Genomic DNA, 16,132 nt, shown 5'->3' with positions numbered 1-16,132 from the left:
AAGCCTAGGAAGGCGGGACTTTTCACAAGCGGGGCAGGGAATGGCCAAGAAATCCGAAGGCGGCATCGTCGAGACGGTGAAAACCATCGTCTGGGCACTGGTGATCGCGGGGGTGTTCCGCACCCTGTTCTTCCAGCCGTTCTGGATTCCCTCGGGCTCGATGAAGGACACGCTGCTGATCGGCGACTTCCTCTTCGTGAACAAGATGGCCTATGGCTATTCGAGCCATTCCTGCCCGTTCTCCGCCTGCCCGATCTCGGGGCGCCTCTTCGCGAGCGAGCCCGAGCGCGGCGATGTCGTCGTGTTCCGCCACCCGACGAAGAACGTCGACTTCATCAAGCGGCTGATCGGCCTGCCCGGCGACAAGATCCAGATGGTGCACGGGGTGCTGCAGATCAACGGCGAACCGGTGAAGCTCGAGGATGCCGGCACCTTTGCCGAGGAGAAGGCGCCGCAGGGCCCGCAGCAGCTGATGCCGCGCTGCGAGAACGACCCGGTCGGGATCGGCGGCACCTGCCTGAAGCAGCGCCAGATCGAGACCCTGCCGAATGGGGTGCGCCACGAGATCCTGAACATCTCGGACAGCTGGGTGGCCGATGACACCCCGGTCTTCACCGTGCCCGAGGGCCAGTATTTCTTCATGGGCGACAACCGCGACAATTCCGAGGACAGCCGCTTCCCGGCCGCCGCCGGCGGGCTTGGCTTCGTGCCGGCGGAATACCTGATCGGCCGCGCCGACCGGGTGATGTTCTCCTCGGCGGGCAAGTCGCTCTTCTACTTCTGGACCTGGCGTCCGGACCGTTTCTTCAAGGCGATCGACTGAGGTGAGGGCGTGAAGGTCGGCTCCGACATCGAGGCATTCATGGACAGGCTCGGGCACCGCTTCGCGAAGCCCGAGCTTCTCGTTCGCGCGCTCACCCACAGCTCGATCGGCTCGGCCACCCGGCCCGACAACCAGCGGCTCGAATTCCTGGGCGACCGCGTGCTCGGGCTCAGCATCGCCGAGGCGCTGTTCAAGGCCGACCGCACCGCCTCCGAGGGCCAGCTTGCACCGCGCTTCAACGCGCTGGTGCGCAAGGAGACCTGCGCCGATGTCGCTCGCCAGATCGACCTCGGCGCGGTGCTGAAGCTCGGCCGCTCGGAAATGATGTCGGGCGGCCGCCGCAAGGAGGCGCTGCTTGGCGACGCGATGGAGGCGGTGATCGCCGCCGTGCATCTCGACGCGGGCTTCGAGACGGCGCGCAAGCTCGTGCTGCGGCTCTGGGGCGAGCGGGTCGAGACCGTCGAGGAAGACGCCCGCGACGCCAAGACCGCGCTGCAGGAATGGGCCCAGGCCCGCGGCCTGCCGCCACCGGCCTACGAGACCGTGTCGCGCACCGGCCCCGACCATGCGCCGGTCTTCACCATCGAGGTGCATCTCGCCTCGGGCGAGAGCGAGCGCGCCAAGGCCGGCTCGAAACGCATCGCCGAACAATCCGCCGCCAAGGCGCTCCTGACCCGCCTGGAGGGCGACACATGACCGAAGACACCCCGCATCCCGAGCACACCCGCGCGGGCTTCGTCGCGCTGATCGGCGAGCCGAACGCCGGCAAGTCGACCCTGCTGAACCGCATGGTCGGCGCCAAGGTCTCGATCGTCACCCACAAGGTGCAGACGACGCGCGCCCGCATCCGCGGCGTGTGCATGGCGGGCGAGACGCAGATCGTCTTCGTCGACACCCCCGGCATCTTCCGCCCGCGCCGCCGGCTCGACCGCGCCATGGTCACCGCGGCCTGGGGCGGCGCCTCGGATGCCGACATCATCGTGCTGCTGATCGAGGCGCATCGCGGCCTGACCGACGGCACCCGCGCGATCATCGAGGCGCTGAAGGAACGCGCCGGCGAACAGCCGGTCGCACTTGCGATCAACAAGATCGACAAGGTCAAGGCCGAGCGCCTGCTCGAACTGGCGCAGGCCGCGAACGAGGCCTTCCCCTTCGTCAGGACCTTCATGATCTCGGCCGAGCGCGGCTATGGCGTCGACGACCTGCGCGAATGGCTGGCGGGCGAGTTGCCCGAGGGCCCGTGGTTCTACCCCGAGGACCAGATCGCCGACCTGCCGATGCGCCAGATCGCCGCCGAGGTCACGCGCGAGAAGCTGACCCTGCGTCTGCACGAGGAGCTGCCCTATCAGCTCACCGTCGAGACCGAGAAATGGGAGGACCGCAAGGACGGCTCCACCCGCATCGACCAGCTGATCTATGTCGCGCGCGAGGGCCACAAGGGCATCGTGCTCGGCAAGGGTGGCGAGACGATCAAGGCGATCTCGACCGCGGCCCGCGCCGATCTTGCCGAATTCCTCGGCCGGCCGGTGCATCTCTTCCTGCAGGTGAAGGTGCGCCCGAACTGGCTCGAAGAGGCCGAGCGCTATTCCGAGATGGGGCTCGACTTCAAGGACGGCGACTGAATGGGCCTCCGCCTCGCCGCGGAGGTCTGGGTGCGCGCCTATCTGCGACGGCTGGAGATCGCGCACATCCCCGCCTATGTCGCCGCCCGCGGCGAGCCGACCTCCGGCGCGGTGATGGTGAAATGCGCCACCCTCGACGGGCGCGCGACGCTGTGGCAGCGCAGCTTCGATCTGACGACCGGCGCGCGCAAATGGATGATCCTGACCGAAGGCCCGGAACCCGAGGTCGACGCCTCGATCCGCCGCCAGCGCGGCTTCGACCCCGACCTCTGGGTGATCGAGATCGAAAGCCGCGACGGCCGCACCCTGCTCGACCAGGAAGGCCTCAGCGACTGACCCCCTGCCCGGACGCCCCCTTTCCCTTTCATCTTGCCGGAAATACCTTCGGGGGGTCCGGGGGGCAGACGGCCCCCCGGCCTCTCGCCCCGGAACCCCCGCATGGACTGGCAAGACCACGGCACCATCCTCTCGACCCGCCCGCAGGGCGAGACCTCGGCGCTGATCGAGGTGTTCACGGCGGCCCATGGCCGGCATGCGGGCGTGGTGCGCGGCGGCGCCTCGCGGAAGATGGCGGCGACGCTGCAACCCGGCTCCTCGGTAACCGTGCGCTGGCGCGCCCGGCTCGAGGACCAGCTCGGCACCTTCACCGTCGAACCGATCGCCTCGCGCGCCGGCGCGATGAGCGACCGGCTGGCGCTTGCGGGGCTGTCCGCCACCTGCGCGATGCTTGCCTTCACCCTGCCCGAACGCGCCCCCCACCCGGCGCTTTTTGCCGCCACCGAGCCGCTTTTCGCGGTGATCGGCGATGCGGTGCCGGGCTGGCCGCTCGATTATCTCCGCTGGGAAATGCAGCTGCTCGACGAGCTCGGCTATGGGCTCGACCTCGGCCGCTGCGCCGTCACCGGCACGCGCGAGGATCTGGCCTTCGTCAGCCCCCGCAGCGGCCGCGCCGTCAGCCGCGCGGGCGCCGGTGACTGGGCGCCGCGGCTGCTGCCGCTGCCCGCCTGCCTCTTGGGTCAGGGGCCGGCAAGCTGGGCGGAGATCTCGGACGGGCTGCGCCTCACCGGCCATTTCCTCGACCGGTTCGCGGCCGAGCACGGCAGCCGGGCGCTGCCCGCCGCCCGCGCCCGGCTGATCGCGGCACTTGCCCGTCAGGGCTGAGTGCGGTCGTCGAGCACCAGCTGCAACAGCGCCAGATCCAGCCAGCGGCCGAATTTCTGCCCGACCTCGGGCATCGTGCCGACGGCGCGGAAGCCGAGCTGCTCGTGCAGCGCGATCGAGGCCGCATTGCCCGCCTCGATCGCCGCCACCATCACATGCAGCCCCTCGGCGCGGGCGAAGGCGATCAGCTGCGTCATCAGCGCCCGGCCCCGGCCGCCACCGCGCCGGTCGGACCGGATGTAGACCGAATGCTCGACCGTCTCGCGATAGCCATCGAAGGCGCGGAACGGGCCATAGCTCGCATAGCCCGTGACCTCGCCCGCCTCCTCGAGCACAAGGACCGGCAGCCCCGCGCCCTGCCGCGCGCTCATCCAGGCGATGCGGTTCGCGGCATCGACCTCGACATCGTTCCAGATCGCCGTCGTGTTGCGCACGGCGTCGTTGTAGATCGCCGCAAGGGCCTCGGCATCGTCGGCAATGGCGTCACGGATCATCGCACTCTCCTTTGCCGCCAGTGAGCGCAAAGAGACCCGCGATGCAATGAAAAACGGGGCCCGAAGGCCCCGTTTCCCTCCCTGTTATGTCGGGCCTCAGCCGAGCAGGCGACGGGCGATGACCTGCGCCTGGATCTCGGCCGCGCCCTCGAAGATGTTCAGGATGCGCGCGTCGCACAGGATCCGCGAGATCGTGTATTCGAGCGCGAAGCCGTTGCCGCCATGGATCTGCAGCGCGTTGTCGGCCGCCGCCCAGGCGACACGGGCGCCCAGAAGCTTCGCCATCCCCGCCTCGAGGTCGCAGCGCCGGCCGTGGTCCTTCTGCCAGGCCGAGAAATAGGTGAACTGGCGCGCGATCATGATCTCGACCGCCATCATCGCCAGCTTGCCCGAGACCCGCGGGAACTCGATCAGCGACTTGCCGAACTGCTTGCGGTCGATCGCATATTGCATGCCGATCTCGCAGGCCGCCTGCGCCACGCCGACGGCGCGCGCCGCGGTCTGGATGCGGGCCGATTCGAAGGTCTCCATCAGCTGCTTGAAGCCGCGCCCGGTCTCGCCGCCGAGAAGGTTCTCGCCCTTCACCCGGAAGCCGTCGAAGCCGAGCTCGTATTCCTTCATGCCGCGATAGCCGAGCACCTCGATCTCGCCGCCGGTCATGCCGGGGGTCGGGAAGGGGTTGTCGTCGGTGCCCGGGGTCTTTTCGGCCAGGAACATGCTCAGCCCGCGCCAGTCGCTGGTCTCGGGCTCGGTGCGGGCCAGAAGCGTCATCACATGGGTGCGCTGCGCATGGGTGATCCAGGTCTTGTTGCCGGTGATGACCCAGTCATCCCCCTCGCGCACCGCGCGGGTGCGCAGCGAGCCGAGGTCCGAGCCGGTGTTCGGTTCGGTGAAGACCGCGGTCGACAGGATCTCGCCGCTCGCGAGCGCGGGCAGCCATTTTTTCTTCTGCTCCTCGGTGCCGCCGCACAGGATCAGCTCGGCCGCGATTTCCGAGCGCGTGCCGAGCGAGCCGACGCCGATGTAGCCGCGCGAAAGCTCTTCGGTGACGACCACCATCGAGGCCTTCGACAGGCCAAGCCCACCATATTCCTCGGGAATGGTCAGACCGAAGACGCCAAGCTCGGCAAGCTCCTCGATGATCTCCATCGGGATGAGCTCGTCCTTCAGGTGCCACTCATGCGCGTTCGGGATCACCCGTTCCTCGGCATAGCGGTGGAACTGCTCGCGGATCATCTCGAGGTCTTCATCAAGGCCCGAGGCACCGAAGAGGGCCCGGCCCTGATTGTCGCGCATCAGCGCGACAAGGGCCGCGCGGGCGGCGGGGCTGTTGCCCTCGGCCATCAGTTTCGCGGCGGCGTCGGAGGGGCTCCAGCTCAGCCCGAGGTCATGCAGACGCGCCACCTCGCCCTGGCTCATCGGGATGCCGCCGGCGATCTGGTTCAGGTATTCGCCGAAGCCGATCTGCAGCAGCAGCCCTTCCATCTCGCCGAAACCGCCCGCCTCGGCGACGCGGCCGGCCCAGGCCCGCAGCTGCACCAGCGACTGTTCATAGGTGGCCAGCCAGGCCAGCGCATGGGCGGCGAACTGCTCGCGCTCGAGCGCCGATCCCGAGACCTTGCCCTGATGGCTCACCTTCGCGCGCAGGTTCGCGGTGGCCTCGGACAGCAGCGTGGCGAGCTCGGGCAGCGCCGCCTCGGTCAGAGCGAGCAGGTCAGGAAGAACAGTCGTCGTGGTCATGTCAGCCCCATCTTGCGCCCGGAATCGGCGCCTCGTCTTGCGTTGGTCCCGTGCTTAGGCATTTTGCAACCGCAGCGCAATAAAAATTCGCAAGCGCAGCATGATTGGACCGAATATGTCGCGGCGATTTTCAGCTATTCGCTGCCACGCCGCCCGGGCTGGACGCAGCGGGCGGCGCGCATTAGGTCAGGGGCAGACCAAGGAGAGCGCGATGAAGCCAGCCCTGACCCTCTACCTCGCCGCGCCGCGCGGCTTTTGCGCCGGCGTCGACCGGGCGATCAAGATCGTCGAGATGGCGCTCGAGAAATGGGGGGCGCCGGTCTATGTGCGCCACGAGATCGTGCACAACAAGTTCGTCGTCGACGGGCTGCGCGACAAGGGCGCGGTCTTCGTCGAGGAGCTGGACGAGGTGCCCGCCGACCGGCCGGTGATCTTCTCGGCGCATGGCGTGCCGAAATCGGTGCCGGCCGAGGCGCAGCGGCGCGAGATGATCTGGGTCGATGCCACCTGCCCGCTGGTCAGCAAGGTACATATCGAGGCCGAGCGCCATCACGAGGCCGGGTTGCAGATGGTGATGATCGGCCATGCCGGCCACCCCGAGGTGCTGGGCACGATGGGGCAGCTGCCCGAGGGCGAGGTGCTTCTGGTCGAGACCGTGGCCGATGTCGCGCATCTGGAACCGCGCGATCCGGCGCGGCTGGCCTTCATCACCCAGACGACGCTCTCGGTCGACGACACCACCGAGATCGTCGCGGCGCTGAAGGCGCGCTTCCCGGCGATCGTCGGGCCGGCGAAGGAAGACATCTGCTATGCCACGACGAACCGGCAGGCGGCGGTGAAGGCGATCGCGCCGAAGATCGACGCGCTGCTGGTGATCGGCGCGCCGAATTCCTCGAACTCGCGCCGTCTGGTCGAGGTCGGCCGCGCCGAGGGCTGCGCCTACAGCCAGCTGGTGCAGCGCGCGACCGACATCGACTGGCGCGCACTCGAGGGCATTCGCGCGGTCGGCGTGACCGCGGGCGCCTCGGCCCCCGAGGTGCTGGTGAACGAGGTGATCGACGCCTTCGCCGAGCACTATGCGCTGACCGTCGAGCGGGTCGAGACCGCGCGCGAGGACATCGAGTTCAAGGTGCCGCGGGTGTTGCGCACCGCCTGAGGGCGGGGCAAACGGGGCGGACAGATGCGGGGCGCGCTGCCCCGCACCCCGGGATATTTGGAGCGATTGGAAGACATGGCCGAGTTCTTTGCATGGACCGACGGCGCCTGCTCGGGCAACCCGGGGCCGGGCGGCTGGGGTGTGCTGATGCGCGCGATGGAGGGTGAGAGCGTCGCCAAGGAGCGCGAGCTGAACGGCGGCGAGGCGATGACCACCAACAACCGGATGGAATTGCTGGCCGCGATCAGCGCGCTCGAGGCGCTGACCCGCGAGGTGGCGATCACCATCACCACCGATTCGGCCTATGTGAAGAACGGGGTGACCGGCTGGATCCACGGCTGGAAGCGCAACGGCTGGAAGACCGCGGACCGCAAGCCGGTGAAGAACGTCGATCTGTGGCAGCGGCTCGATGCGGCGCAGGCGCGCCACAAGGTGACCTGGAAATGGATCAAGGGTCACGCCGGCCACGCCGAGAACGAGCGCGCCGACGAGCTCGCCCGCGCCGGCATGGCCCCCTATAAAGGCGGCAAATAACCCGCTAGCATCGGGCGACACCGCAGCGAGGCGCCGCCATGACCCCCGGGGATCAGCATCCGGTCATCGACTATCTGACGACGCTGCCCGTCGGCATCGCGCTCGATTACGTCTCGGTCTTCGTCTTCGCGCTGACGGGCGCACTCGTCGCCTCGCGCCAGCAGCTCGACCTGGTGGGGTTCATCTTCATCGCGGCGCTGACCGCCGTTGGCGGCGGCACGCTGCGCGATCTGCTGATCGGGCGGATCCCGGTGTTCTGGGTGGGCAAGCCCGAATACATGGTGCTGATCGCCGGGGCGGCGGTGCTCGTCTTCTTCACCGCGCATCTGCTGGAAAGCCGCTATCGCGCGCTTCTGTGGCTCGATGCCTGCGCGCTCGCCGTCGCCGTGCCGGCGGGCGTCGCGGTGACGATGTCGCGCGGGCACGGCCCGGTCACCGTGCTCATCATGGGGGTGGTCACCGGATCGTTTGGCGGGCTGATGCGCGATGTCGTGTGCAACGAGGTGCCGCTGACGCTGAAACAGGGCGAGCTCTATCTCAGCTGTGCCTTTGCCGGGGCGGGGGCGGCGCTGCTGCTGACCGCCGCCGGCGCGCCGGGGCTGCCCGCGGCGATCGGCTGCGGTCTCGTCACCTTCGCGCTCAGGGCGGGGTCGCTGCGCTGGGGCTGGAAGCTGCCGGTCTACAAGCCGCGCCCGCCCCGCCCGCACAGTTAGAGGAACAGCTGCAGCACCAGCGGCGCGAGGAAGGCGGTCAGCACCGCATTGAGCCCCATCCCGATCGAGGCGAAGACCCCCGCCGTGTCGTTCACCTGAAAGGCGCGGGCGGTGCCGATGCCATGCGCCGCCACCCCGGTCGCAAAGCCGCGCGCACGCCAGTCGGTCAGCCCGATCGCGTTCAGCATCGGGGTGACGAAGATCGCCCCGATCATCCCCGTCAGCAGCACCAGCACCGCGGTCAGCGTCGGCGCGCCGCCAAGGCTTTCCGAAATCCCGATGGCGACCGGCGCGGTCGCCGATTTCGGCGCGAGCGTGGCGAGCAGCCCCTTGTCCGCGCCAAGCGCCCAGGCGATCGCCAGCGCCGAGAACACCGCAGTGAACGAGCCCGCGACCAGCGCCACCGCGATCGGCACCAGTGCCTTGCGGATCTTCGCAAGGTTCGCCTGCAGCGGCACGGCGAGGCACACCGTCGCCGGGCCCAGCATGAAGTGCACGAATTGCGCGCCGTCGAAATAGCTTTCGTAATTCGTGCCGGTCAGCCAGAGCAGCACCGCCAGCAGCGCCACCGCGATCATCACCGGGTTGGCGATCGGGTTGCAGCGCGCCAGCCGATAGAGGCGGTCGCCCGCCCAATAGGCGATCAGCGTCGCGGCGAGCCACAAGAGCGGCTTCGAGGCGAGATAGGACCAGATCAGCGCGGCGTCAGTCATCGGGGTTGCTCCCCACCAGCCGCGCGACCCAGGTGAAGGTCAGCGCCCCCACGGTGATCGCCAGCAGCGTCGAGACGACGAGCGAGACGGCCAGCGCCAGCCCATGCGCGGCAATCGTCGGCAGGTGCGCCACAACCCCCACCCCGGCCGGCACGAAGAGCAGCGCCAGATTGGCCAGAAGCCCCTGCGCCGCGGGCCGGATCAGCGCGCCGAGCGGCGGGATCACCTGCAGCGCCACCACCAGCCCCACCATGCCCAGCACCGGCCCGGGCAGCGGCAGGTGCAGCGCGCGCGAGATCACCTCGCCCACGAGCTGAAAGATCAGGATGATTGACAGAGCCGGGACCATCGGCCTTCCCTTGTTGCGAGGCGTTTTGCCCAGCCTAGGCGAGGCGCGGGCGGGATCAAGCCGAAACCCGCGCAGATCTTGTGGATAACCCCGCCCCTGCCCGCCAGATCGTGGGGGGCGCGGTTGACTCGTCCGCCCCCGCCCCCGAAACTGCCCCACCCTGAACGGAATCGGAAAGATCTGCCTTGCGCTTCTCCCGCCTGCGCCTGAACGGCTTCAAGAGCTTCGTCGACCCGACCGACCTCGTGATCCACGACGGTCTGACCGGCGTCGTCGGGCCGAACGGCTGCGGCAAGTCGAACCTGCTCGAGGCGCTTCGCTGGGTGATGGGCGAGAACCGCGCCTCGGCGATGCGCGGCGGCGGCATGGAGGACGTGATCTTCGCCGGCGCCGCCACCCGGCCCGCGCGCAACTTCGCCGAGGTCTCGCTCAGCATCGACAACACCGAGCGGCTGGCGCCTTCGGGCTTCAACGATGCCGACACGCTGGAGATCGTGCGCCGGATCACCCGCGACGCGGGCTCGGCCTACAAGGTGAACGGCAAGGACGTGCGGGCGCGCGACGTGCAGATGCTGTTCGCCGATGCCTCGACCGGCTCGCAATCGCCGGCGCTGGTGCGGCAGGGGCAGATTTCCGAACTCATCAACGCCAAGCCGAAGGCGCGGCGGCGGATCCTGGAAGAGGCCGCGGGGATCTCGGGCCTCTATCAGCGCCGGCACGAGGCCGAGCTGAAGCTCAATGGCGCCGAACAGAACCTGCTGCGCGTCGATGATGTGATCGAGCAGCTCGGCGGACAGCTGGCGACGCTGGCCCGGCAGGCCCGGCAGGCGGCGCGCTATCGCGAACTTGGTGCCGCGCTGCGCCGGGCCGAGGGGATGCTGCTCTATCGGCGCTGGCGCGAGGCCGACCTCGCCCGCGAGGAGGCCGAGGCGGGGCTGCGCGCGCGGCTGACCGCGGCGGCGCAGGCCGAAGGCGCGGCGCGCGGCGCGGCGAAGGCGCGCGCGGTGCAGGAAGACGCGCTGCCGCCGCTGCGCGAGGAAGAGGCGATCGCCGGCGCGATCCTGCAGCGGCTGATGCTGCAGCGCGATGCGCTGTCCGATCAGGAAGCGCAGGCCGCCGCCCGGATCGAGACGCTGAAATCGCGCATCACCCAGCTTGACCGCGACATGGAGCGCGAAGCCGGGCTGAACCGCGATGCCGGCGAGACGATCGAGCGGCTCGACTGGGAAATGGGCCAGCTGCTGAAGGCGGCAGAGGGCCAGGACGACAAGCTCGAGGCGGCGGCAGAGGCCTCGGCCGAGGCGGCAGGGGTTCTGGCCGACCGCGAGGCGCAGCTCGCCGAGATGACCGAGGACGTGGCGCGGCTGGCGGCCCGGCACGGCTCGGCGCAGCGGCTTCTGTCCGACAGCCGTGCGACCGCGACGCGCGCCGAGGCCGAGGCTGCGCGCGCAGCCGGTCAGGCCGAGGAGGCCGCCGAGGCGCTTGACCGTGCCGGCGAGGCCTTCGAGGCGGCGCAGATCGCGCAGGAAGAGGCGCAGGAGGCGACCGAGACCGCCGAGGAGATGCTGACCGCCGCCGAGGAAGCCCGCGCCGAGGTGCAGGCCCGCGAATCCGCCGCCCGCGCCATGCGCTCCGAGGCCGAGGGCGAGGCCGGCGCGCTGCGCGCCGAGGTGACGGCGCTTGCCCGGCTGGTCGAGCGCGAGGCGGCAAGCGGCCAGCAGCTTCTCGACCGGGTGCAGGTGGAGCCGGGCTATGAGGCAGCGCTTGGCGCGGCGCTGGCCGACGATCTGCGCGCCCCCGAGGTCGGGGAAGACGCCGCCTCGGGCTGGGGGCTTCTGCCCGATTACGACGCGCCGCAACCGCTGCCCGACGGCGTCGCGCCGCTGGCCTCGCATGTCGGCGTGCCCGAGGTCCTGACCCGCCGCATCGGCCAGATCGGCCTTGTGGCGGACGCGGCCGAGGGCGCACGGTTGCAGCCGCTGCTGGCGCCCGGTCAGCGGCTCGTGTCGCTGGCGGGCGATCTGTGGCGGTGGGACGGGTTCCGCGCCGGCGCCGAGGATGCACCAAGCGCCGCGGCGCTGCGGCTGCGCCAGCTCAACCGTCTGGTCGAGCTGAAACGCGATCTCGAGGAGGTCGCGGCACGGGCCGAAGGCGCACGGCAGGCCCATGAGGCGCTGACGCGCGCGCTCGCCGATGCCTCGGCCGCCGATGCCCGCGCCCGCGAGGCGCGCCGCGCCGCCGATCAGCGTCTGGCCGAAGCGGGTCGCGCGCTGAGCCGGGCCGAGGCCGAACGCGCGATCGCGGCGGGCAAGCTCGAATCCGCGCGGCTGGCGATGAAACGGCATGGCGACGAGGCGTCGTCGGCGCGGCTCGCCCTTGCCGAGGCCGAGGCGCAATCGGCGGCGCTGCCGGACCTCGATGCCGCGCGCGCCGATGTCGACGCGGTGAAGATGACGGTCGAGGCGGCGCGGGTGACGATGCTGACCCGCCGCTCGGCGCATGACGAGATCCGCCGCGAGGGCGAGGCCCGGCTGAAGCGCCGGCAGGAGATCACCAAGGAGCTGTCGGGCTGGCGTCACCGGCTCGAGACCGCCGAGAAGCGCTCGGCGGAACTCGCCGCGCGCCGGGCCGAGGCGGTGGACGAGCTCTCCGAGGCCGCCGAGGTGCCCGAGGAGCTGGCCGCGAAGCGCGAGGAGCTGTCCGAGGCGATCGAGACGGCCGAGGAGCGCCGCGGCACCGCCTCGGAACGGCTGGGCGCCGCCGAGGCCGCGCTGCGCGAGGCGCAACTGGCCGAGCGCGAGGCCGAACGTCTGGCCGGCGAGGCGCGCGAGGGCCGCGCCCGCGCCGAGGCCCGGGTCGAGGCCGCGCGCGCGACGCTGTCGCAGGCCGCCGACCGCATCCTCGAGGTGACCGAGCAATCGCCGCAGGCGCTGTTCGAGAGCCTTGGCGAGGGGACCGAGGAAATGCCCGGCGCCGAGGAGCTGGAGACCGAGGTCGCCCGGCTGAAGCGCAGCCGCGAGGCGCTTGGCGCGGTCAACCTGCGCGCCGAGGAAGACGCGCGCGAGGTGCAGGGCGAATATGACACGCTGGTGCAGGAAAAGAGCGACCTCGAAGAGGCGATCCGCAAGCTGCGCTCGGGCATCCAGGGGCTGAACCGCGAGGGGCGCGAGCGGCTGCTGACCGCCTTCGAACAGGTGAACCAGAGCTTCCGCAACCTCTTCACCCACCTCTTCGGCGGCGGCGAGGCCAACCTCGTGCTGATCGAATCGGACGACCCGCTCGAGGCGGGGCTCGAGATCATGTGCCAGCCGCCCGGCAAGAAGCTGTCGACGCTGTCCCTGCTGTCGGGCGGCGAGCAGACGCTGACCGCGCTGGCGCTGATCTTCGCGGTGTTCCTGGCGAATCCGGCGCCGATCTGCGTGCTCGACGAGGTCGACGCGCCGCTCGACGATGCGAACGTGACGCGGTTCTGCGACCTGATGGACGAGATGACACGGCGCACCGACACCCGCTTCCTCGTCATCACCCACCACGCGGTGACGATGAGCCGGATGGACCGGCTGTTCGGGGTGACGATGCAGGAGCAGGGCGTGAGCCAGCTCGTCTCGGTCGACCTCAAGCGCGCCGAGCAGCTGGTGGCCTGACAGCCGCGGGGGGCTGGACATCCGCCGCCCGCGCCCCATCTTCTGCGCCAGACCGCAACAGGAGGGAACCGCATGAGCAGGACCTATGCGAAGACGCCCGAGGCGCTGGCCCGGCTGACGCCCGAGCAATACCGGGTGACGCAGGAAAGCGGCACCGAACGGCCCTTCACCGGCGAATACACCGACACCACCGAGCCCGGGCTTTACGTCGACGTGGTCTCGGGCGAGCCGCTCTTCGCCTCGCAGGACAAGTTCGACAGCCATTGCGGCTGGCCGTCCTTCACCCGCCCGCTCGAGGCCGAGCACGTCACCGCGCATCGCGACCTCAGCCATGGCATGGTGCGGGTCGAGGTGCGCTCGAAACACGGCGACAGCCATCTGGGCCACGTCTTCCCCGACGGGCCGCAGGACCGCGGCGGGCTGCGCTATTGCATCAACTCGGCCAGCCTGCGCTTCATCCCGCGCGACCGGATGGAGGCCGAAGGCTATGGCGACTATCTGGACATGGTGAAATGATGACCGAGACGGCCCTTCTTGCCGGCGGCTGCTTCTGGGGGATGCAGGATCTGATCCGCAAGCTGCCGGGCGTGGTGTCGACCCGCGTCGGCTATAGCGGCGGCGACGTGGAGAACGCGACCTACCGCCACCACGGCACCCATGCCGAGGCGATCGAGATCACCTTCGACCCGGCGCAGATCAGCTATCGTCGGCTGCTGGAATTCTTCTTCCAGATCCACGACCCGACCACGCCGAACCGGCAGGGCAACGACATCGGCCCCTCCTACCGCTCGGCGATCTTCTACACCTCCGAGGCACAGCGCCAGACCGCGCTCGACACCATCGCGGATGTCGACGCCTCGGGTCTGTGGCCGGGCAAGGTGGTGACCGAGCTCGCCCCCGCCGGCCCGTTCTGGCAGGCCGAACCCGAGCATCAGGATTACCTCGAGCGCTTCCCGAACGGCTATACCTGCCACCGGATCCGGCCGGGCTGGGTGCTGCCGCGGCGCGCGGCCGAGTGACCTGCGGGCGCGCTTCGCGCCTTGCGCAAAATATGGGCGAGGCGCCGTATTTCCAGGCGCCCCGTCCGACGGCCCGCCGGGGCCGGCTCCCCGCCGCGGCAGCGCGCTTGCCTTCCGCCCCGGCCCGGTCCACCCGGACAGAAAAGAGGCCACGCCATGACCCGTCCCCTCTCCATCGTCGTCGTCGAGAAGGACCGCGACCGCGCACGGATGATCGTCGACGGCCTGCGCGAGGCCGGCGCGCACGAGGTCGTGGTGATCGGCGACGAGGTCGGCCTTGCCCGCCGCATCGCCGAGCGCAACCCCGACATCGTGCTGATCGACCTCGCCTCGCCCTCGCGCGACGTGCTCGAGGAGCTGACGCTTGCCACCGCGCCGATGGAGCGCCCGGTGGCGATGTTCGTCGACCGCACCGACGGCGGGCTGACCCGGGCGGCGATCGAGGCCGGGGTCTCAGCCTATGTCGTCGACGGGCTGCGGCCGGAACGGCTGACGCCGATCCTCGATGCCGCGATCGCGCGCTTTGCGCTGCTGCAGAAGATGCGCGCGGAACTGGCCGCGACGCGGCGCGCGCTGGAAGAGCGCAAGGTGATCGACCGCGCCAAGGGCCTGCTGATGCGGGCGCGCAACATCGACGAGGACGCGGCCTATGCGCTGCTGCGCAAGACGGCGATGGCCCAGGGGCGCAAGATCGCCGATGTGGCGCAGGCGCTGGTCACCGCCGCGGAGCTGCTGAAATGACCGAGACGCTGCGCCTTGGCTATATCCCGCTGATCGACGCGGCGCCCTTCTTCATCGCGCAATCGCTGGGCTTTGCCGAGGCCGAGGGGCTGGTGCTTGACCTGCGTCCCGCGCCGTCCTGGTCGGCGCTGCGCGACATGCTGGCCATGGGCGCGGTCGAGGCGGCGCAGATGCTGTCGCCGGTGCCGGTCGCCGCCGCGCTCGGTCTGGGCGCCAGCCAGGCCCGGTTCGAGGCGCTGCAGCTGCTGAACGCGAATGGCGACGTCATCGGCGTGTCGCGGGCGCTCGCTGCCACGATGCGCGCGGCGGGCCACCCGTTCGATTTCGCGGATGCCCGCACGGCGGGGGCGGCGCTGCTGGCCGCGGCCGGGGCCCGGCTGCGCATCGGCGTGCCCTTCCCCTTCTCGATGCACGCCGAGCTGGTGCATTACTGGCTCGAGAACCTCGGCCTGCCGCTGCCGGCCGAGCTCGACATCCGCACCGTGCCGCCGCCGCGCATGACCGAGGCGCTGGCCGCGGGCGAGATCGACGCCTTCGCCGTCGGCGAGCCCTGGGGTAGCCAGGCGGTCGAGCGCGGCGTGGGCGAGCTGCTTCTGCCCGGCACCGCGATCTGGGCCTTCGCGCCCGAGAAGGTGCTGGCGGTGCGGCAGGGCTGGGCCGACGAGAACGAAGACCTCGCCGGCCGGCTGATGCGCGCGGTCTGGCACGCCTGCGGCTGGCTTGGCGCGCCGGAAAACCGCTTCCTCGTCTCCGACCTGCTCTCTGGCCCCGACCGGCTGCCGATCGCCGCCGAGGTGATCGACCGCGCGCTGTCGGGGCGGATGGTGATCTCGGCCGAGGGCGAGGAGCGCGAAAGCGCCAACATGATCGTCTTCTCGGGCGGCGCCGCGACCTTCCCCTGGCGCAGCCAGGCGGCCTGGATCGGCGCACAGCTGGCCCGCCGCTATGGTCTCGATCCGGTGGCGGCAGCGCAGAGCGCGGCCGAGGTCTATCGCCCCGATCTCTACCGCCGCCACCTTCGCGCGGCGGGCGCCGATCTGCCCGGCGCCTCGGCCAAGCTGGAAGGCGCGCTGACCGCGCCGACCGCCGTGGCCTCGGAACGCGGGCAGATGATTCTCCCCGCCGATCGGTTCTTCGACTGCCGCATTTTTGACCCTGACGCCGCCGGCGCCTGAGGAACGGGCCCATTTCCCGTGCAGCCGGCGTCTCGCGGCCGGAAACCGCGGGCATCATCCGCCACGATGATTGACGCATTGCCCGCCCTGCTGGCATTCGTAAAGCAAGCGCAGGGACAACGATGTCCCCCGCGGTCTGTCCCCCGCTGACGGGGGCTTTCCGATCATAGTTCCCGCTGTCGGGGACACCGAACAAAGCCGTTCGATCCGTTGCCGCACCTCCTCCCGCGGCGACCGATTGAGCGGCT

The 16,132-nt window shown here is 70.2% G+C and carries 17 protein-coding genes; 13 read left to right on the top strand and 4 right to left on the bottom strand.

The features are described from left to right. Nucleotides 1-40 precede the first annotated feature (40 nt). The 5 genes from lepB to recO all read left to right on the top strand — a co-directional run bounded on the left by lepB (nucleotide 41) and on the right by recO (nucleotide 3,606). Entirely contained in the window at nucleotides 41-823 is a 783-nt protein-coding gene (lepB, locus tag DYS74_RS12860; protein ID WP_121534096.1) for a signal peptidase I, read from the top strand. Nucleotides 824-862: 39 nt separating this feature from the next. Next, entirely contained in the window at nucleotides 863-1,519 is a 657-nt protein-coding gene (gene rnc / locus DYS74_RS12855; RefSeq protein WP_394342965.1) for a ribonuclease III, read from the top strand. Next, complete coding sequence (era, locus tag DYS74_RS12850) at nucleotides 1,516-2,445, top strand: GTPase Era (protein ID WP_121534094.1); 930 nt, start codon at nucleotides 1,516-1,518, stop codon at nucleotides 2,443-2,445. Before rnc ends, era begins: the two co-directional genes overlap by 4 nt. After that, nucleotides 2,446-2,781, top strand: coding sequence for a DUF1491 family protein (locus DYS74_RS12845; protein WP_121534093.1), 336 nt, complete (start codon nucleotides 2,446-2,448; stop codon nucleotides 2,779-2,781). A gap of 102 nt (nucleotides 2,782-2,883) precedes the next feature. Continuing rightward, nucleotides 2,884-3,606 (top strand): DNA repair protein RecO, encoded by a 723-nt coding sequence (gene recO, locus DYS74_RS12840; protein WP_121534092.1) that lies wholly within the window; start codon nucleotides 2,884-2,886, stop codon nucleotides 3,604-3,606. Here recO and DYS74_RS12835 read toward each other — a convergent pair. After that, nucleotides 3,597-4,100 (bottom strand): GNAT family N-acetyltransferase, encoded by a 504-nt coding sequence (locus DYS74_RS12835; protein ID WP_121534091.1) that lies wholly within the window; start codon nucleotides 4,098-4,100, stop codon nucleotides 3,597-3,599. The two genes, recO and DYS74_RS12835, sit on opposite strands and share 10 nt — an antisense overlap. Nucleotides 4,101-4,196: 96 nt before the next feature. Continuing rightward, nucleotides 4,197-5,840: an acyl-CoA dehydrogenase family protein gene (locus DYS74_RS12830; RefSeq protein WP_121534090.1), complete on the bottom strand. Its 1,644-nt coding sequence runs from the start codon at nucleotides 5,838-5,840 to the stop codon at nucleotides 4,197-4,199. Nucleotides 5,841-6,051: 211 nt separating this feature from the next. Here DYS74_RS12830 and ispH point away from each other — a divergent pair, with 211 nt between their 5' ends. From ispH to DYS74_RS12815, 3 genes are all read left to right on the top strand, one after another. Beyond that, complete coding sequence (gene ispH, locus DYS74_RS12825) at nucleotides 6,052-6,996, top strand: 4-hydroxy-3-methylbut-2-enyl diphosphate reductase (RefSeq protein WP_121534089.1); 945 nt, start codon at nucleotides 6,052-6,054, stop codon at nucleotides 6,994-6,996. Between the two features lie 75 nt (nucleotides 6,997-7,071). Continuing rightward, the gene (gene rnhA, locus DYS74_RS12820) at nucleotides 7,072-7,530 is read left to right on the top strand and encodes a ribonuclease HI (protein ID WP_121534088.1); all 459 of its coding nucleotides are present in this window, start codon (nucleotides 7,072-7,074) and stop codon (nucleotides 7,528-7,530) included. Nucleotides 7,531-7,568: 38 nt separating this feature from the next. Then, a complete protein-coding gene (locus tag DYS74_RS12815; RefSeq protein ID WP_121534087.1) occupies nucleotides 7,569-8,243 on the top strand; it encodes a trimeric intracellular cation channel family protein in 675 nt (224 codons plus the stop codon). Here the strand turns inward: DYS74_RS12815 and DYS74_RS12810 are convergent. Both DYS74_RS12810 and DYS74_RS12805 read right to left on the bottom strand, forming a co-directional pair. Then, nucleotides 8,240-8,956, bottom strand: coding sequence for an LrgB family protein (locus DYS74_RS12810; protein WP_121534086.1), 717 nt, complete (start codon nucleotides 8,954-8,956; stop codon nucleotides 8,240-8,242). The two genes, DYS74_RS12815 and DYS74_RS12810, sit on opposite strands and share 4 nt — an antisense overlap. After that, nucleotides 8,949-9,305 (bottom strand): CidA/LrgA family protein, encoded by a 357-nt coding sequence (locus DYS74_RS12805; RefSeq protein WP_121534085.1) that lies wholly within the window; start codon nucleotides 9,303-9,305, stop codon nucleotides 8,949-8,951. The genes DYS74_RS12810 and DYS74_RS12805 overlap by 8 nt, the downstream gene beginning before the upstream one ends. Nucleotides 9,306-9,490: 185 nt before the next feature. On the opposite strand from DYS74_RS12805, the gene DYS74_RS12800 reads away from it, so the two are divergent. The 5 genes from DYS74_RS12800 to DYS74_RS12780 all read left to right on the top strand — a co-directional run bounded on the left by DYS74_RS12800 (nucleotide 9,491) and on the right by DYS74_RS12780 (nucleotide 15,884). Then, nucleotides 9,491-12,949 (top strand): chromosome segregation SMC family protein, encoded by a 3,459-nt coding sequence (locus tag DYS74_RS12800; protein ID WP_121534084.1) that lies wholly within the window; start codon nucleotides 9,491-9,493, stop codon nucleotides 12,947-12,949. A gap of 72 nt (nucleotides 12,950-13,021) precedes the next feature. Then, a complete protein-coding gene (gene msrB / locus DYS74_RS12795) occupies nucleotides 13,022-13,465 on the top strand; it encodes a peptide-methionine (R)-S-oxide reductase MsrB (RefSeq protein ID WP_113901533.1) in 444 nt (147 codons plus the stop codon). Further along, nucleotides 13,465-13,968, top strand: a complete 504-nt coding sequence (gene msrA / locus DYS74_RS12790) for a peptide-methionine (S)-S-oxide reductase MsrA (protein ID WP_220668848.1) — start codon at nucleotides 13,465-13,467, stop codon at nucleotides 13,966-13,968. Before msrB ends, msrA begins: the two co-directional genes overlap by 1 nt. 156 nt (nucleotides 13,969-14,124) lie before the next feature. Next, nucleotides 14,125-14,709 carry an ANTAR domain-containing response regulator gene (locus DYS74_RS12785; RefSeq protein WP_121534082.1) on the top strand — a complete coding sequence of 195 codons (585 nt, stop codon included), beginning with the start codon at nucleotides 14,125-14,127 and terminating at the stop codon, nucleotides 14,707-14,709. Then, on the top strand, nucleotides 14,706-15,884 hold the full coding sequence (locus DYS74_RS12780) for an ABC transporter substrate-binding protein (protein ID WP_121534081.1): 1,179 nt from the start codon (nucleotides 14,706-14,708) through the stop codon (nucleotides 15,882-15,884). Before DYS74_RS12785 ends, DYS74_RS12780 begins: the two co-directional genes overlap by 4 nt. Nucleotides 15,885-16,132: the final 248 nt, after the last annotated feature.

Origin of the sequence: Paenirhodobacter hankyongi, assembly GCF_003664585.1 — a bacterium.
Taxonomy (GTDB): Bacteria; Pseudomonadota; Alphaproteobacteria; order Rhodobacterales; family Rhodobacteraceae; genus Rhodobacter; species Rhodobacter hankyongi.
Note: the sequence above shows the minus strand (reverse complement) of the source record. Positions and strands in the feature narration are given on the sequence as shown.

What these genes read in the sequence shown, in the direction of transcription:
- DYS74_RS12835 (WP_121534091.1), bottom strand. Translation starts at nt 4,100, where the DNA reads ATGATCCGTGACGCCATTGCCGACGATGCCGAGGCCCTTGCGGCGATC.
- msrA (WP_220668848.1), top strand. Translation starts at nt 13,465, where the DNA reads ATGACCGAGACGGCCCTTCTTGCCGGCGGCTGCTTCTGGGGGATGCAG.
- DYS74_RS12805 (WP_121534085.1), bottom strand. Translation starts at nt 9,305, where the DNA reads ATGGTCCCGGCTCTGTCAATCATCCTGATCTTTCAGCTCGTGGGCGAG.
- rnc (WP_394342965.1), top strand. Translation starts at nt 863, where the DNA reads ATGGACAGGCTCGGGCACCGCTTCGCGAAGCCCGAGCTTCTCGTTCGC.
- recO (WP_121534092.1), top strand. Translation starts at nt 2,884, where the DNA reads ATGGACTGGCAAGACCACGGCACCATCCTCTCGACCCGCCCGCAGGGC.
- DYS74_RS12810 (WP_121534086.1), bottom strand. Translation starts at nt 8,956, where the DNA reads ATGACTGACGCCGCGCTGATCTGGTCCTATCTCGCCTCGAAGCCGCTC.
- DYS74_RS12780 (WP_121534081.1), top strand. Translation starts at nt 14,706, where the DNA reads ATGACCGAGACGCTGCGCCTTGGCTATATCCCGCTGATCGACGCGGCG.
- DYS74_RS12785 (WP_121534082.1), top strand. Translation starts at nt 14,125, where the DNA reads ATGACCCGTCCCCTCTCCATCGTCGTCGTCGAGAAGGACCGCGACCGC.
- era (WP_121534094.1), top strand. Translation starts at nt 1,516, where the DNA reads ATGACCGAAGACACCCCGCATCCCGAGCACACCCGCGCGGGCTTCGTC.
- msrB (WP_113901533.1), top strand. Translation starts at nt 13,022, where the DNA reads ATGAGCAGGACCTATGCGAAGACGCCCGAGGCGCTGGCCCGGCTGACG.
- DYS74_RS12845 (WP_121534093.1), top strand. Translation starts at nt 2,446, where the DNA reads ATGGGCCTCCGCCTCGCCGCGGAGGTCTGGGTGCGCGCCTATCTGCGA.
- DYS74_RS12815 (WP_121534087.1), top strand. Translation starts at nt 7,569, where the DNA reads ATGACCCCCGGGGATCAGCATCCGGTCATCGACTATCTGACGACGCTG.
- ispH (WP_121534089.1), top strand. Translation starts at nt 6,052, where the DNA reads ATGAAGCCAGCCCTGACCCTCTACCTCGCCGCGCCGCGCGGCTTTTGC.
- rnhA (WP_121534088.1), top strand. Translation starts at nt 7,072, where the DNA reads ATGGCCGAGTTCTTTGCATGGACCGACGGCGCCTGCTCGGGCAACCCG.
- DYS74_RS12830 (WP_121534090.1), bottom strand. Translation starts at nt 5,840, where the DNA reads ATGACCACGACGACTGTTCTTCCTGACCTGCTCGCTCTGACCGAGGCG.
- lepB (WP_121534096.1), top strand. Translation starts at nt 41, where the DNA reads ATGGCCAAGAAATCCGAAGGCGGCATCGTCGAGACGGTGAAAACCATC.